The organism is Pseudomonas sp. RL (assembly GCF_000647775.1).
In the GTDB taxonomy this organism is placed as follows: Bacteria; Pseudomonadota; Gammaproteobacteria; order Pseudomonadales; family Pseudomonadaceae; genus Serpens; species Serpens flexibilis.
In genome coordinates, this window is the sequence record NZ_JBOY01000023.1 from 1 (window position 1) to 13,694 (window position 13,694).

Consider the following 13,694-nt stretch of genomic DNA (forward strand, 5'->3'; position numbering starts at 1 on the left):
CCGTCGACCTCTTGCATGCCATGCAAGCGCTCTCCCAGCTGAGCTATAGCCCCGTGCGTCAGGACGGGGCGCATATTAGGTTCGACCCGCTCCCCTGTCAACAGTATTTTTCAACGGAAGTGAATTTTTTTTGCCAGCAGAACAAACACTTAGGCAAACCGGCCGTTGATCGGGGTTTTCTCCGGGGCTGGGAGCAACGTTTTTTGTAGGAGCGGCTTCGGCCACGATCGCGCCCGCTCAAAAGCATCGCGGCTGAAGCCGCTCCTACAGGTCAGCGCATCAGCCGCATTGTCTCTTTCCCCCTGCGCAAGCTCTTGTATTCCTTGCATTTGTTAACCAACAGCAGGCTAGAATTGCGGCCTCACGCGCACGGATGCGCTCTCAGTCACGTTGTCGAGAGTTTCCATGCGCCTGCTGTTCGCCCTGCTGTTCATCGCCGTGCCTGTGCATTTCGCCCAGGCCGACGCCCCCCGCACCTTCGTCGAAGCCAAGAAGATCGCCTGGAAGCTATATGCCGAGCGACCGGTCGAGTTCTATTGCGGCTGCACCTACAAGGGCAATCGCGTCGATCTGGACAGCTGTGGCTACGAGCCGCGCAAGAACGCACAACGTGCCGGGCGCATCGAGTGGGAACACGTGGTACCGGCCTGGGTAATCGGCCACCAGCGCCAGTGCTGGCAGGACGGCGGGCGCAAGAACTGCACTGCCAACGACCCGGTGTTCAGCCGCGCCGAGGCCGACCTGCACAATCTGGTGCCGTCCATTGGCGAGGTGAACAGCGACCGCAGCAACTACGGCTTCGGCATGCTTACCCAGAAACCCCATCAGTACGGTGCCTGTCCGTTTGTGGTGGATTTCAAGCAGCGCACCGCCATGCCACCGGAGTCCACCCGGGGCGCCATCGCACGCATCTACCTGTACATGAGCGAGCGATACCACCTGCGCCTGTCGCGCCAGGATCAGCGCCTGTACGACATCTGGAACCGCCAGTATCCGGTGAGCGAATGGGAACAGTGGCGCAACCGCAAGATTGCCTGCGTGCAGGGCAACGCCAATCCCTATGTGGGCGAGGTGGACCTGTCCAGCTGCACACCGCTCGCCCGCCGCTGAGTTCGCCGCCGGGACAATTGTGATCGGCCAGGGCAGCAGGTAATGTCGGCGCCCTGACCGGGAGTCCCACATGATCTATCTGCTTGTCGTCACCCTGCTCTGGGCGGTTTCCTTCAACCTGATCGGCGCCTTCCTGGCCGGTCAGGTCGACAGCTATTTCGCGGTCCTGACCCGGGTGGTCCTGGCCGGCCTGGTGTTCCTGCCGCTCACCCGCTGGCGCGGCGTGCCGCCACCGTTCATCCGCGGCGTGATGCTGGTCGGCGCGCTGCAGTTCGGCATCACCTACCTCTGCCTGTACCTGAGCTTCAACGTCCTGACGGTGCCGGAGGTGCTGCTGTTCACCGTGCTCACGCCGCTGCACGTGACGCTGATCGACGACGCCCTGAACCGACGCTTCAATGGCTGGGCGCTGCTGGCCGCCGCCCTGGCGGTATTCGGTGCGGCACTGATCCGCTATGACGACGTCAGCGGCGATTTCCTGCTCGGCTTCTTCCTGCTGCAGATCGCCAACTTCACCTTCGCCACCGGCCAGGTGCTGTACAAGCGCCTGGTGGCCCGCCATCCCTGCGACGTGCCGCTGTTCCGGCGCTTCGGCTACTTCTTCCTCGGTGCGCTGATCATCGTGTTGCCGGCCTGGCTCCTGCTGGGCAATCCGCAGCGCCTGCCGACCACCGATGTGCAATGGGGCGTACTGGTGTGGATGGGCCTGCTGGCCACCGCGCTGGGCCAGTTCTGGTGGAACAAGGGCGCCACCCAGGTGGACGCCGGCACCCTGGCGGTGATGAACAACCTCAGCGTACCGGTGGGACTGCTGATCAACCTGCTCGTCTGGAACACCGAAGAAGACCTGCTGCGCCTGACGGTCGGCGGCCTGATCATCGTTGGCTCGCTGTGGGTGAACCGGCTGGGCCGCAAATCTGGAATGGCGGCGGCACAGCGCGCCTGACGGCCCGCACGGTGGGTCGATAAAGCGCGCCCCCTACCCCGGACGCATCCGTAGGGTGGACAACGTTTTTCTCGTCCACCACCGCGCCGGCACGGCGCGCCTCGCGGCACGCACGGTGGGTCGATGAAGCGCGACCCACCCTACGATCTGCGCCTGGCGCGGGCTCGCCAGACGGCGGCCGGAAAAACGCCGACCGCCCTACGACTCTCATTTCAGCTCGAAGGCATCCGCATCCCGCCAGGCCGGAAAGCGTTCGCGAAAGCGCGCCAACTTGTCCGCGTTCAGGCTGATCTGGAACACGCCGTCGCCCTCCTCCGCGTCCAGCAGGCTATCGCCGAGAAAATCCAGCACCTGGCTGTCGCCACTGTAGGGATAGCCATGCCCATCGGTGCCGACGCGGTTCACCGCCGCCACGTAGCAGAGGTTCTCGATGGCCCGCGCGGGCAGCAGGCGGTTCCAGGCGTTGCGCCGGGCCGCCGGCCAGTTGGCGGTGTAAAGCAAGAGATCGGTGCCCTGGGGATCGCGGCTCCACACCGGGAAGCGCAGGTCGTAGCAGATCAGCGGGCGCACCCGCCAACCCTTCAGCTCGAACAGCGCCTGCTCGCCACCCGGGGCGAAATGCTCGTGCTCGCCGGCCATGCGGAACAGGTGGCGCTTGTCGTAATGGCGCACCTGGCCATCCGGCTGCGCCCACAGCAGGCGGTTGCGGTAGCTGCCATCGGCCGCCTGGACAATCAGCGTGCCGGTGACCACCGCCTGCAGCCGCTCGGCCTGCTCCCGCAGCCAGGCATGGGTGGCGCCCTCCTCCGCTTCGGCCAGCGTCGCCGACTCCATGGAGAAGCCGGTGGTGAACATCTCCGGCAGGATGACCAGATCGGCACCGCGCGCCTGCTCCAGCAACTGCGCGAAGCGCTCACGGTTCGCCGGCGCGTCATGCCAGACCAGATCGGTCTGCACCAGGGCCAGGCGCAGGTCGGGTTTGTCACTCATGTCGAATCCTCACAACCATCGGTTCATACGGCACACAGCTTCTCGGCCGCCTGGCGCAGGGTTTCCTCGCGCTTGGCGAAGCAGAAGCGCACCAGGCGCAGATCCGCCGGCGGCGTCTGGTAGAACACCGACACTGGAATGCAGGCCACCCCGTGTTCGCGGGTCAGCCACTGGCTCATCGCCACATCATCCAGGTCCGGGCGAATCGCCGAATAGTCGGCCAGCTGGAAATAGGTGCTCGGCGTCGGCGTGAAGCGCAGGCGCGATTCGGCCAGCAGCCCGCAGAACAGGTCACGCTTGGCCTGGTAGAAATCCGGCAGCTCGTCGACATGCTGCGGATAGGCGGCCATGTAGTCGGCCAGCGCCCATTGCAGCGGCGTGACGCCGGTGAAGCTCACGTACTGGTGCACCTTGCGCAGCTCGGCGGTCAGCGCCGGCGGCGCTACCACATAGCCGGTCTTCCAGCCGGTGACGTGGTAGGTCTTGCCGAAGGAGCTGACCACTAAGGCGCGTGCATACAGCTCGTCGTGACGCAGCAGGCTGGCATGCTCGCGGCCGTCGAACACCAGGTGCTCGTAGACCTCGTCGCTGAGCAGGTAGATGTCCTCGCGACCGCGCAGCAGGCTGGCCAGGCGTTCCAGGTCGGCGCGTTCCAGCAGCGCACCGCTGGGATTGTGCGGGCTGTTGAGGATGATCAGCCGGGTGCGCGGCGTCAGTGCGTCCTGCAGGCGCTGCCAGTCGATGGCAAAGTCCGGCAGGCTGAGCGGCAGATGGACGCAGCGCCCGCCGGCCAGCTGCACCGAGGGCTCGTAACTGTCGTAGCAGGGATCGAAGACGATCACCTCGTCGCCGGGGCTCACCAGCGCCTGGATGGCACAGAAGATCGCCTGGGTCGCGCCGGGGGTGATGGTGATTTCGGTATCGGCATTGGCTTGGCGGCCGTACAGACGCGCCACCTTGGCCGCTACCCGCTCGCGCAGGGCCGGCAGGCCGGTCATCGGCGCGTACTGGTTGTGGCCGGCCATCACGTGGCGGCCGACCGCCTCGCGCAGCGCATCCGGCCCGTCGAAATCGGGGAAGCCCTGGGACAGGTTGATCGCCCCGACCTGCGTGGCAAGCTGGGACATGGTGGTGAAGATGGTGGTGCCGACGTGGGGCAGCTTGCTGTGGATCATGGGCTTCGACGCCAGGGAAACGGGGCGTCGAGCATAGAAGCGGGAAGCGGGAGGGTGCAAGCGGGAGGCATCTGCGAGGAACTCGTGGGAGCGAATTCATTCGCGAGCTTTTTGGAGCGGCCGGCTAGCTAGCTGAACCTGAATGAAAAGCTCGCGGACAAGTCCGCTCCCACCAAAGAACCGCACCGAAGCCGCTACTTCTTCTTGCGCTTCTTCTCGGCCTTCTTGTGGTGGGCCATCAGGCGGCGCTTCTTGTTCACCTGCCGGTCGGTGAGCTTGTTCTTCTTGCCCTCGAAGGGGTTTTCGCCGCCCTTGTACTCGATGCGGATCGGCGTACCCACCAGTTTGAGCACCTTGCGGAAGGTGTTTTCCAGGTAACGGGTGTAGGACTTGGGCACCGCTTCCACCTGGTTGCCGTGGATGACGATCAGTGGCGGGTTGGCGCCGCCCAGGTGGGCGTAGCGCAGCTTGATGCGGTGACCGTTGACCAGCGGCGGCTGATGCACCTGCACCGCGTCGGCGAGGATGTTGGTCAACCGGTTGGTGGGCCAACGGGTCACCGCCGAGTGGAAGGCGGCCTGCACGGATTTGTACAGATTGCCCACCCCGGTGCCATGCAGCGCGGAGATGAAGTGGATGTCGGCAAAGTCGACGAAGAACAGCCGGCGCTCCAGCTCTTTCTTCACGTAGTCGCGCTCGGAAGGCTCCATGCCGTCCCACTTGTTGAGCGCGATGACCAGCGCGCGGCCTGTTTCCAATACGAATCCCAGCAGGTTGAGGTCATGCTCGACCACGCCCTCGCGGGCATCCATCACGAACACCACCACGTTGGCGTCCTGGATGGCCTGCAGGGTCTTGACCACCGAGAACTTCTCGATAGCCTCGAAGATCTTGCCGCGCCGGCGCACGCCGGCGGTGTCGATCAGCGTGTACTTCTCGTCGTCACGCTCGAAGGGGATGTAGATGCTGTCCCGCGTGGTGCCGGCCTGGTCGTAGACCACCACCCGCTCCTCGCCGAGCATGCGGTTGACCAGGGTGGACTTGCCGACGTTGGGCCGGCCGATGATGGCGATCTTGATGCCATCCTTCTCGCTCGGGCCGGGAATGCGCGATGCCTCCTCGCCCTCGGCGACCTCTTCCTGCGCAACCGCTTCCAGCGCCTCGGCGTCTTCGTCCTTGGGGAACACACCCAGCACTTCTTCCAGCATCGGGTGAATGCCGCGGCCATGGGCTGCGGCAATCGGCAGTGCATCGCCCAGGCCCAGCGGGCTGAACTCGGCGCGCGCCAGATCGGGGTCGACGGTATCGACCTTGTTGGCAATCAGGAAGCTGCGTTTGTTGCGCTTGCGCAGGTGCTCGGCGATCAGCTCGTCCGCGGCGGTCAGTCCGGCGCGGGAGTCGACCAGGAACAGCACGGCGTCGGCTTCTTCGATGGCCAGCAGCGACTGCTCGGCCATCTTGGCGTCGATGCCTTCCTCGTCACCGGTAATGCCGCCGGTGTCGACGACGATATAGGTGCGGCCCTGCCACTTGGCCTCGCCGTACTGGCGATCACGGGTCAGGCCGGCGAATTCGGCGACGATGGCGTTGCGGGACTTGGTCAGGCGGTTGAACAGAGTCGACTTGCCCACGTTGGGGCGGCCGACCAGGGCAATTACGGGAACCATGCGGCTCTCCACTTTAAAAAATCAGAAAACACGAAGGCCGCTGCCCAGGCAGCGGCCGATCATTCGCAGCGACGACGCGCGGGTTCGCGCCCGGTCGCTATTCGATGGTCAGCGCCATCAGCTTGCCGCCATCGCCATAGACATACAGCCAGCCACCCACGGCGATCGGTCGGGCGCGCAGGCCGTCGCTGTCGACGCGGGTGCGGGCGACGAAGCGGCCATCCACCTGGCTGATCAGGTGCAGGTAACCCTCGTAGTCACCGAGCGCCACGTAGCTGGAAAACACCTCCGGGGCCGACAGCTGGCGACGGGCCAACTGGTCGTTGCTCCACAGCGCGGTGGTGGAGCGCTCGTCGATCCCCTCCACCGTGCCGTTGGCCTGGCTGAGGTATACGCTGCCGAAGCCCTGGGCAACACCGACCGAACTGGACGCTTCGCGCTGCCAGAGCACCCGGCCGCTGTTCAGGTCCAGCGCCGCCAGGCGCCCCTGGTAGCTGACCACGTACAAGGTGCTGCCGGAGACCAGCAACCCGCCGTCGATGTCGACGATACGCTCCAGTTCGGAACGCCCCTGGGGAACCGCAATCCGCTGCTCCCAGACCGGCAGACCACGACGCGCGTCAACGGCGATCACCTTGCCGGTGGACAAGCCGGCGATGGCCAACTGGTTGGTCAGCAGTGGCGCACCGGTGCCACGCAGGGTCAGTACCGCCGGCGAACTCTCGTAGATCCAGCGCTGCATGCCAGTCGTGGCATCCAGGCCGATCAGGCGATCGTCCTGGGTCTGCACCACCACCACGTCGCCGTTGGTGGCCGGAGCGGCCAGCACCTCGCTGGTGGCCTTGGCCTGCCAGCGTTGCTCGCCGCTGTCGGCGTCCAGGGCGATCACTTCGCCCTTCAGCGTACCGACCAGCACCAGGCCGAAGCCGGCGCCCACGCCGCCGGACACCGGCAGCTTGAGCTTCTTCTTCCACAGCACCTTGCCGGTCAGGCGATCCATGGCCTGCACCAGGCCGTCGGCGTCGGCGGCGAAGATGCGTTCGCCATCCACCGCCGGCACCAGACGATTGAAGAGGTCCCCCTGGCCGTCGCCAATCGAGCGGCTCCATTCCTTGCGCAGCTTGAGCTCCGCCGTGAAGTCCGGCAGATCGGCCGGCGGCAGCTCCTTCTTGCTCGAACTGCCGCAACCGGCCAGTACGGCCATGCTGAACAGCAGCGCCCAGGTCCAGGGGGTTCTCACGTCAGGCGTCTCCGTTGGCCAGGTCGTCCAGCTTGATCTGCAGGGTACCGGCGGCACCGTTGACCGGCAGCGCTTCCTTGGCCTTGGTATAGGCGGCGAAGGCCTCCTGCTTGCGGCCCAGTTGCAGCAGCAGGTCGCCACGCACTTCCTCACGGCCAGCCAGGTAGGCGGCATCGACCTTGCCATCCAGCAGGGCCAGACCTTCCTCGCCCTTGCCTTGAGCGCTCAGCACGCGGGCCAGGCGCTGACGGGCCAGCTCTTCCAGGTCGGCGCTGGCGGGTTTGTCCAGCACGGTACGCAGCTCGGCCGCGGCTTCGTCCAGCTGACCGGCCTCGACCGCCACCTTGGCGACGAACAGGCTGCCGAACTGGGCATAGTGCGTACCGCCGAAGTCGTTCTTCAGCTGGGCAGCCAGCTCGGCGACCCGCGCGGTGTCAGGCTTTTCACTGCCGAGCGCGGTTTCCACCAGTTGCTGATAGACCACCGAGGCGCCCTGCGCCTTGTTGGTCTGATGGTTCTGCCAGGCCTGCCAGCCAAATACCACGGCCAGGGCCAGCAGCCCGCCAGTAACCAGCGGCATGCCGTTGCGGCTCCACCACTCCTTCAGACGGGCGATCTGTTCGTCTTCGGTCATGCTCACACCGATTCTCCTTATGTGTCTCAGGCGCGCAGTTGCAGCGACGCGGCCAGGTGGCCGGCCAGTGCATCCCAGCCAATGCTCTGTTGTTCGCTGTCATCGCGCAGCGGCTTGACGCCCACCACGCGCTGCGCCAGTTCGTCCTCGCCCAGGATCAGGGCGAAATGCGCGCCGCTCTTGTCGGCCTTCTTGAACTGGCTCTTGAAGCTGCCGGCGCCGGCATTCACCAGTACGCGCAGGCCCGGCAGGGTATCACGCAAGCGCTCCGAGAGCTGCAGCGCGGCCAGCTCCGCCGCTTCGCCGAAGGCGCAGATATAGGCATGGGGCGCGCGCGACAGTTCCGCCGGCACCAGGCCGAGGGTTTCCAGCAGCAGGATCAGGCGTTCCACGCCCATGGCGAAACCGACACCCGGCGTCGGCTTGCCGCCGAACTGGGCGACCAGGCCGTCATAACGGCCACCGGCGCATACGGTGCCCTGGGCGCCCAGCTTGTCGGTGACCCACTCGAATACCGTGCGGCCGTAGTAATCCAGGCCACGCACCAGCTTGGGATTGATCTCGTAGGCGATGCCCACGGCGTCCAGGCGCGCCTTCAGACCTTCGAAGTGCGCGCGCGACTCGTCATCCAGGTAGTCCGCCAGGGTCGGCGCATCGGCCAGCAGGGCCTGGGTCTGGGCGTTCTTGCTGTCGAGGATGCGCAGCGGGTTGGTGGTCAGGCGACGCTGGCTGTCCTCGTCGAGCTGCTCGAAGCGCGCCTTGAGGTACTCGACCAGCGCGTCGCGGTAGCGGGCGCGGTCTTCGCTGGAACCCAGGCTGTTGAGCTGCAGGGTCACGGCATCGGCCATGCCCAGCTGCTTCCACAGGCGGGCAGTGAGGATGATCAGCTCGGCGTCGATGTCCGGACCCGGCTGATTGAACACTTCCACGCCGATCTGGTGGAACTGGCGGTAGCGTCCCTTCTGCGGCTTCTCGTAGCGGAACATCGGCCCCATGTACCAGAGCTTCTGCACCTGGCCGCCGCCGGACAGGCCATGCTCGAGCACGGCGCGCACGCAGCCGGCGGTGCCTTCCGGACGCAGGGTGAGGGATTCCTCGTTGCGATCCAGGAAGGTGTACATCTCCTTGTCCACCACGTCGGTGCCTTCGCCGATGCCGCGGGCGAACAGCTCGGTGTACTCGACGATGGGCAGGCGGATCTCGCTGTAGCCGTAGCTGTCCAGCAGCTCGGCGAAGGTGCCTTCCAGGTATCGCCACGCCGGGGTCTGCGCCGGCAGGATGTCGTTCATGCCACGGATGGCTTGCAGGGTCTTGCTCACGAAAATTCCTTAACTACTTCAGCTGCGCGCGATCACGGCGGCGTCGGCCGCCTGCTTTTCGGCGGCCTTGCGACGGATGAGCTGTTCCAGCTCGTCCACCAGATTGTCATTGGTCAGCTTCTGCGCCGGCTTGCCGTCGATGTAGACCAGATTGGGCGTGCCACCGGTGAGGCCGATGTGGGCCTCCTTGGCTTCGCCAGGCCCGTTCACCACGCAGCCGATCACCGCCACGTCCAGCGGCACCAGCAGGTCCTCGACGCGCTGCTCCAGCTCGTTCATGGTCTTCACCACATCGAAGTTCTGCCGCGAGCAGCTCGGGCAGGCGATGAAGTTGATGCCACGCGAGCGCAGGCGCAGGGACTTGAGGATGTCGAAGCCGACCTTGATCTCCTCCACCGGATCGGCGGCCAGGGAGATGCGGATGGTGTCGCCGATGCCTTCGGCCAGCAGCATGCCCAGACCGACTGCGGACTTCACGGTACCGGAGCGCAGGCCACCGGCCTCGGTGATGCCCAGGTGCAGCGGTTGGGTGATCTGCCTGGCGAGCAGGCGGTAGGCCTCCACGGCCATGAACACATCGGAGGCCTTGACACTGACCTTGAAGTCCTGGAAGTCCAGGCGGTCCAGGTGCTCCACATGGCGCAACGCGGATTCCAGCAGTGCTTGCGGGGTCGGCTCGCCGTATTTCTTCTGCAGGTCCTTCTCCAGCGAGCCGGCGTTGACGCCGATGCGGATCGGGATGCCCTTGTCGCGGGCGGCATCCACCACGGCGCGTACGCGGTCTTCGCGACCGATGTTGCCCGGGTTGATGCGCAGGCAGTCGACGCCCAGCTCAGCCACCCGCAGGGCGATCTGGTAGTCGAAGTGGATGTCGGCCACCAGCGGCACCTTGACCTGCTGCTTGATGCGCCCGAAGGCCTCGGCGGCGTCCATGTCCGGCACCGAGACGCGCACGATGTCGGCGCCGGCAGCTTCCAGGCGCTGGATCTGCGCCACGGTGGCGGCCACGTCGTGGGTGTCGGTGTTGGTCATGCTCTGCACCGCGATGGGTGCATCGCCGCCGACCGGGACCGAGCCGACCCAGATCTTGCGGGACACTCGGCGTTTGATGGGGGATTCGCTATGCATGGTGCTCGGCTCTATTCGCCCAGGCGCAGGTTGGCGGTCTGGGAACGGCGACCGCTGAGGTCGACAGGCTCCCCGTTGTAGGTGATCTGCGCGCCCTGCACGAAGCCCAGGCGCACCTGCATGGGTGCCGGGGCGCTCAGGTCCAGGCTTTCGCCCTTCTTCTTCAGCTGCGCGACATGCACCTTGCCGTTGGCATCGGTGACCTGCACCCAGCAATCTTCGATGAAGCTGATCTGCAGGCGACCTTCACCAGCGGCCGGCACGGGAGCAGCCACTGCGGCTTCGGCGGGCTCGCTGGGAGTGGGTTGCGCGACCATGGGCGTCTCGCCAGCAGCAGTGACACCCTCACCCTCCGGCAGGGCGGGCGGTGGCTCCAGCAGATCGATCGGCACCTGGGCCGCCTGTACGGCCTGATCCTCGGGTTCATCCAGAGTCAGCACCTCGGTGGAACCGTCGGCGGTGTCCACCTCGACGCGTTCGATCGGCGCGGTCGTGCGCGCCGGCGGCTCGCCGTAGCGTTCCTGCCACCAGAGCACGCCGATGCCGACCGCTACCAGCGACAGTGCGAACAGGCCGCCGCGCAGCACGTTGTGCGACAGGCGCGCCGGCTCCTGCACCTTGCTCAACCCCTGCGGCGTACTGGCCGCCGGCTGGGTGCCGGTGAACTGATCGAACTCGTGGGCCAGCTCGGTGGCATCCAGGCCCAGCAACTTCGCATAGGAACGGATATAGCCACGCGCGAAGGTGGCACCGGGCAGCTTGTCGAACAGGCCGTCCTCGATGTAACGCACGGCATCCTCGGAGAGGTGCAACTGCAGGGCCACTTCGGCCCTCGACCAGTGCCGGGCTTCCCGGGACTGGCGCAGGCGTTCGCCCGGGTTGACCGGAGTCGTCATCGCGGATTCGCTGTTCGACGTGTTCATTTGTACTCCGACAGGTAGAGCTGATATTCCCGCGATGCGGGGTACAGGCGTTTGAGTTGCAGGCCGTAGCTGGCGGCCTGGCCGGCGTTGCCGAACACCCTGGCCAGGCGAATGCCGAGCAGCAGACTACGGGCATTCTGCTCCGAGAGGCCAGTGAAACGCTCGTAATAGTTACGCGCGGCCACATAGTCCTTGCGGTTGTAGGACAACTCGGCCATCGAGAGCAAGGCCTGCGGGCGATTGGCATTCAGGCGCAGGGCGCGTTGGAAGTGCTCGGCGGCCTGGTCGTCGCGCTTGAGCGCCTGGGCGGTCAGCCCCAGGTTCTCGAATACGCGCGAACGCTCTCCGTAGAGCGTGTCCTCGCTGGCCTGGCGATAACGCTCATAGGCCTGCTCGTAGCGCTTCTGCTCGTACAGAAAGGTGCCGTAGTTGTTGAGGATGCGGGCATCCTTCGGACGCACGGCCAAGGCCTTGCGGTAGTGCTGGTCGGCCAGCGCCGGTTCCATCTGGGTCTGGAACACCAGGGCAAGGGCGGCATGGGCATCGGCGTGGTTCGGGTCGATCTCCAGCGCCTTGCTCAACGGTTCCTTGGCGCGCTCGCTGGCGCCCTTCTGCAGGTAGCCGATGCCCAGCTGGATATAGGCGTCGCGAGCCTGCTCGCGGCCCTGGGGGGTACTCAGCGGATTCATGCCGCTGGTGTGAGACATGCAGCCGGCCAGCAGGCCAGTCAGACAGATCATGGTCGCAAGGCGCAGACTCATGCGATGGCAACTCCCTTCAGATACGGCGGTCGGTTGCCGGCGCCTCACCCTTCGGCATTCAACTGGCGCACGGCAATGTAGCGTTCGCTGCGTCGGGTACGGTCCTGGACCTGCCCCACCAGCTGGCCGCACGCAGCGTCGATGTCGTCGCCCCGAGTGGTGCGCACGGTGACGTTGTAGCCGGCCTGCTGGAGAAGATCCTGGAAACGGCGGATGGCGTTGTTGCTCGGCCGCTCATAACCGGAATGCGGGAAGGGATTGAAGGGAATCAGGTTGATCTTGCAAGGCATGTCGGCGAGCAGCGCGATCATCTGCTCGGCGTGTTCGGGCTGATCGTTGACACCCTGGAGCAGGGTGTATTCGACCGTCAGGTAGCGCTTCTCGCCCAGCTTGTCGATGTAGCGTCGGCAGGCGGCCAGCACCACATCCAGCGGGTACTTCTTGTTGATCGGCACCAACTGGTTGCGCAGTTCGTCGTTGGGCGCGTGCAGCGACAGGGCCAGGGCCACGTCCGTCACTTCACCCAGCTTGTCGATCATCGGCGCCACGCCGGAGGTGGACAGCGTCACCTTGCGCTTGGAAATGCCGTAGCCGAGGTCGTCCATCATGATGCTCATGGCGGCGACCACATTGTCGAAGTTCAGCAGCGGCTCGCCCATGCCCATCATCACCACGTTGGTGATGGCGCGGTCGATCTTCGCCGGCACGGTGCCGAACGACTTGTTGGCGATCCACACCTGGCCGATGATCTCGGCGGCGGTCAGGTCGCTGTTGAATCCTTGCTTGCCGGTGGAGCAGAAGCTGCAATCCAGCGCGCAGCCGGCCTGGGAGGACACACACAGGGTGCCGCGCCCGTTCGCCGGGATGTATACGGTCTCGACGCAGCTGCCGGACGCCACGCGCACTACCCACTTGCGGGTGCCGTCGCTGGAAATGTCCTGGCTGACGATCTCGGGACCGCGAATCTCGGCACAGGCCCTGAGCTTTTCGCGCAGGGCCTTGCCGAGATTGGTCATGGCGTCGAAGTCATCGACGCCAAAGTGGTGAATCCACTTCATGACCTGGCCGGCCCGGAAGCGCTTCTCGCCGATGGACTCGAAGAACTGTTCCAGTTGCGGCTGGGTCAGGCCCAGCAGGTTCACGAGGCCGGTTTGAGCAGTCATGGATTCACCTATCTACCCGCTCGCTTAGCGAATGCGGTCGCACAGCTCGGTGGTGGAGAAGAAGTACGCGATTTCGCGGGCAGCGGAGGCTTCCGAGTCGGAACCGTGCACGGCGTTCTCGTCGATGGAAACGGCGAAGTCAGCACGGATGGTGCCGGCAGCAGCTTCCTTCGGGTTGGTGGCGCCCATCAGCTCGCGGTTCTTGGCAACGGCGTTTTCGCCTTCCAGCACCTGAACGATGACCGGACCGGAGGTCATGAAGGCAACCAGATCCTTGAAGAAGCCGCGCTCCTTGTGCTCGGCGTAGAAGCCGGCGGCTTCGCGCTCGGACAGCTGCACCATCTTGGAGGCGACGACGCGCAGGCCGGCCTTTTCGAAACGGGTGGTGATTTCACCGATGACGTTCTTGGCGACGGCATCCGGCTTGATGATGGAGAAGGTACGTTGAACGGCCATGGGATCACTCCAGAAGGCGGGGTTGGATGAAGCGGAAAAATGAAGGCGCACGATTATACGGATGAAGGCAGTCGCAGGCTATACGCGGTGCGGAGGCACCTGCCTGTGGGAGCGCATTCATTCGCGAGCGTTCAGATGGCCGGCCAGGGTGCAGTCTGTCCGGAAAAGCTCGCGGACAAGCC

14 protein-coding genes are annotated in these 13,694 nt (G+C 65.3%); 3 read left to right on the plus strand and 11 right to left on the minus strand.

Annotation, left to right across the window (positions count from 1 at the left end; translation table 11 throughout):
- The 3 genes from AS93_RS20975 to AS93_RS0104745 form a co-directional block, all read left to right on the plus strand.
- Positions 1-209, plus strand: a 209-nt coding sequence (locus AS93_RS20975; protein WP_037008527.1) for a hypothetical protein, incomplete at its 5' end; no start/stop codon positions are given.
- Between the two features lie 196 nt (positions 210-405).
- Positions 406-1,110, plus strand: coding sequence for an endonuclease I family protein (locus tag AS93_RS0104740; RefSeq protein ID WP_027589531.1), 705 nt, complete (start codon positions 406-408; stop codon positions 1,108-1,110).
- Between the two features lie 70 nt (positions 1,111-1,180).
- Positions 1,181-2,056: a carboxylate/amino acid/amine transporter gene (locus tag AS93_RS0104745; protein WP_027589532.1), complete on the plus strand. Its 876-nt coding sequence runs from the start codon at positions 1,181-1,183 to the stop codon at positions 2,054-2,056.
- 207 nt (positions 2,057-2,263) lie between these two features.
- On the opposite strand, the gene AS93_RS0104750 is transcribed toward AS93_RS0104745, so the two are convergent.
- The 11 genes from AS93_RS0104750 to ndk form a co-directional block, all read right to left on the minus strand.
- A complete protein-coding gene (locus tag AS93_RS0104750) occupies positions 2,264-3,046 on the minus strand; it encodes an amidohydrolase (protein ID WP_027589533.1) in 783 nt (260 codons plus the stop codon).
- A 23-nt stretch (positions 3,047-3,069) separates the two neighbouring features.
- Complete coding sequence (locus AS93_RS0104755; RefSeq protein ID WP_027589534.1) at positions 3,070-4,221, minus strand: pyridoxal phosphate-dependent aminotransferase; 1,152 nt, start codon at positions 4,219-4,221, stop codon at positions 3,070-3,072.
- Positions 4,222-4,415: 194 nt separating this feature from the next.
- On the minus strand, positions 4,416-5,888 hold the full coding sequence (gene der / locus AS93_RS0104760; RefSeq protein WP_027589535.1) for a ribosome biogenesis GTPase Der: 1,473 nt from the start codon (positions 5,886-5,888) through the stop codon (positions 4,416-4,418).
- Positions 5,889-5,985: 97 nt separating this feature from the next.
- Positions 5,986-7,128, minus strand: coding sequence for an outer membrane protein assembly factor BamB (gene bamB / locus AS93_RS0104765; RefSeq protein WP_037008531.1), 1,143 nt, complete (start codon positions 7,126-7,128; stop codon positions 5,986-5,988).
- Between the two features lies 1 nt (position 7,129).
- A complete protein-coding gene (locus AS93_RS20980; protein WP_037008533.1) occupies positions 7,130-7,762 on the minus strand; it encodes a YfgM family protein in 633 nt (210 codons plus the stop codon).
- A gap of 26 nt (positions 7,763-7,788) precedes the next feature.
- Positions 7,789-9,081, minus strand: coding sequence for a histidine--tRNA ligase (gene hisS, locus AS93_RS0104775; protein ID WP_027589538.1), 1,293 nt, complete (start codon positions 9,079-9,081; stop codon positions 7,789-7,791).
- Between the two features lie 18 nt (positions 9,082-9,099).
- Positions 9,100-10,209 (minus strand): flavodoxin-dependent (E)-4-hydroxy-3-methylbut-2-enyl-diphosphate synthase, encoded by a 1,110-nt coding sequence (gene ispG, locus AS93_RS0104780; protein WP_027589539.1) that lies wholly within the window; start codon positions 10,207-10,209, stop codon positions 9,100-9,102.
- 11 nt (positions 10,210-10,220) lie between these two features.
- A complete protein-coding gene (locus AS93_RS0104785; protein WP_027589540.1) occupies positions 10,221-11,132 on the minus strand; it encodes a RodZ family helix-turn-helix domain-containing protein in 912 nt (303 codons plus the stop codon).
- The gene (gene pilW / locus AS93_RS0104790) at positions 11,129-11,893 is read right to left on the minus strand and encodes a type IV pilus biogenesis/stability protein PilW (RefSeq protein ID WP_027589541.1); all 765 of its coding nucleotides are present in this window, start codon (positions 11,891-11,893) and stop codon (positions 11,129-11,131) included. Before pilW ends, AS93_RS0104785 begins: the two co-directional genes overlap by 4 nt.
- Positions 11,894-11,937: 44 nt before the next feature.
- A complete protein-coding gene (rlmN, locus tag AS93_RS0104795) occupies positions 11,938-13,056 on the minus strand; it encodes a 23S rRNA (adenine(2503)-C(2))-methyltransferase RlmN (RefSeq protein WP_027589542.1) in 1,119 nt (372 codons plus the stop codon).
- A gap of 24 nt (positions 13,057-13,080) precedes the next feature.
- Positions 13,081-13,512: a nucleoside-diphosphate kinase gene (gene ndk / locus AS93_RS0104800; protein ID WP_027589543.1), complete on the minus strand. Its 432-nt coding sequence runs from the start codon at positions 13,510-13,512 to the stop codon at positions 13,081-13,083.
- Positions 13,513-13,694 lie beyond the last annotated feature (182 nt).

Excerpts from the sequence above, each read along its gene's own strand:
- AS93_RS0104740 (WP_027589531.1), top strand. The coding sequence starts at position 406 with ATGCGCCTGCTGTTCGCCCTGCTGTTCATCGCCGTGCCTGTGCATTTC.
- AS93_RS0104745 (WP_027589532.1), top strand. The coding sequence starts at position 1,181 with ATGATCTATCTGCTTGTCGTCACCCTGCTCTGGGCGGTTTCCTTCAAC.
- AS93_RS0104750 (WP_027589533.1), bottom strand. The coding sequence starts at position 3,046 with ATGAGTGACAAACCCGACCTGCGCCTGGCCCTGGTGCAGACCGATCTG.
- AS93_RS0104755 (WP_027589534.1), bottom strand. The coding sequence starts at position 4,221 with ATGATCCACAGCAAGCTGCCCCACGTCGGCACCACCATCTTCACCACC.
- der (WP_027589535.1), bottom strand. The coding sequence starts at position 5,888 with ATGGTTCCCGTAATTGCCCTGGTCGGCCGCCCCAACGTGGGCAAGTCG.
- AS93_RS20980 (WP_037008533.1), bottom strand. The coding sequence starts at position 7,762 with ATGACCGAAGACGAACAGATCGCCCGTCTGAAGGAGTGGTGGAGCCGC.
- ispG (WP_027589539.1), bottom strand. The coding sequence starts at position 10,209 with ATGCATAGCGAATCCCCCATCAAACGCCGAGTGTCCCGCAAGATCTGG.
- AS93_RS0104785 (WP_027589540.1), bottom strand. The coding sequence starts at position 11,132 with ATGAACACGTCGAACAGCGAATCCGCGATGACGACTCCGGTCAACCCG.
- pilW (WP_027589541.1), bottom strand. The coding sequence starts at position 11,893 with ATGAGTCTGCGCCTTGCGACCATGATCTGTCTGACTGGCCTGCTGGCC.
- rlmN (WP_027589542.1), bottom strand. The coding sequence starts at position 13,056 with ATGACTGCTCAAACCGGCCTCGTGAACCTGCTGGGCCTGACCCAGCCG.
- ndk (WP_027589543.1), bottom strand. The coding sequence starts at position 13,512 with ATGGCCGTTCAACGTACCTTCTCCATCATCAAGCCGGATGCCGTCGCC.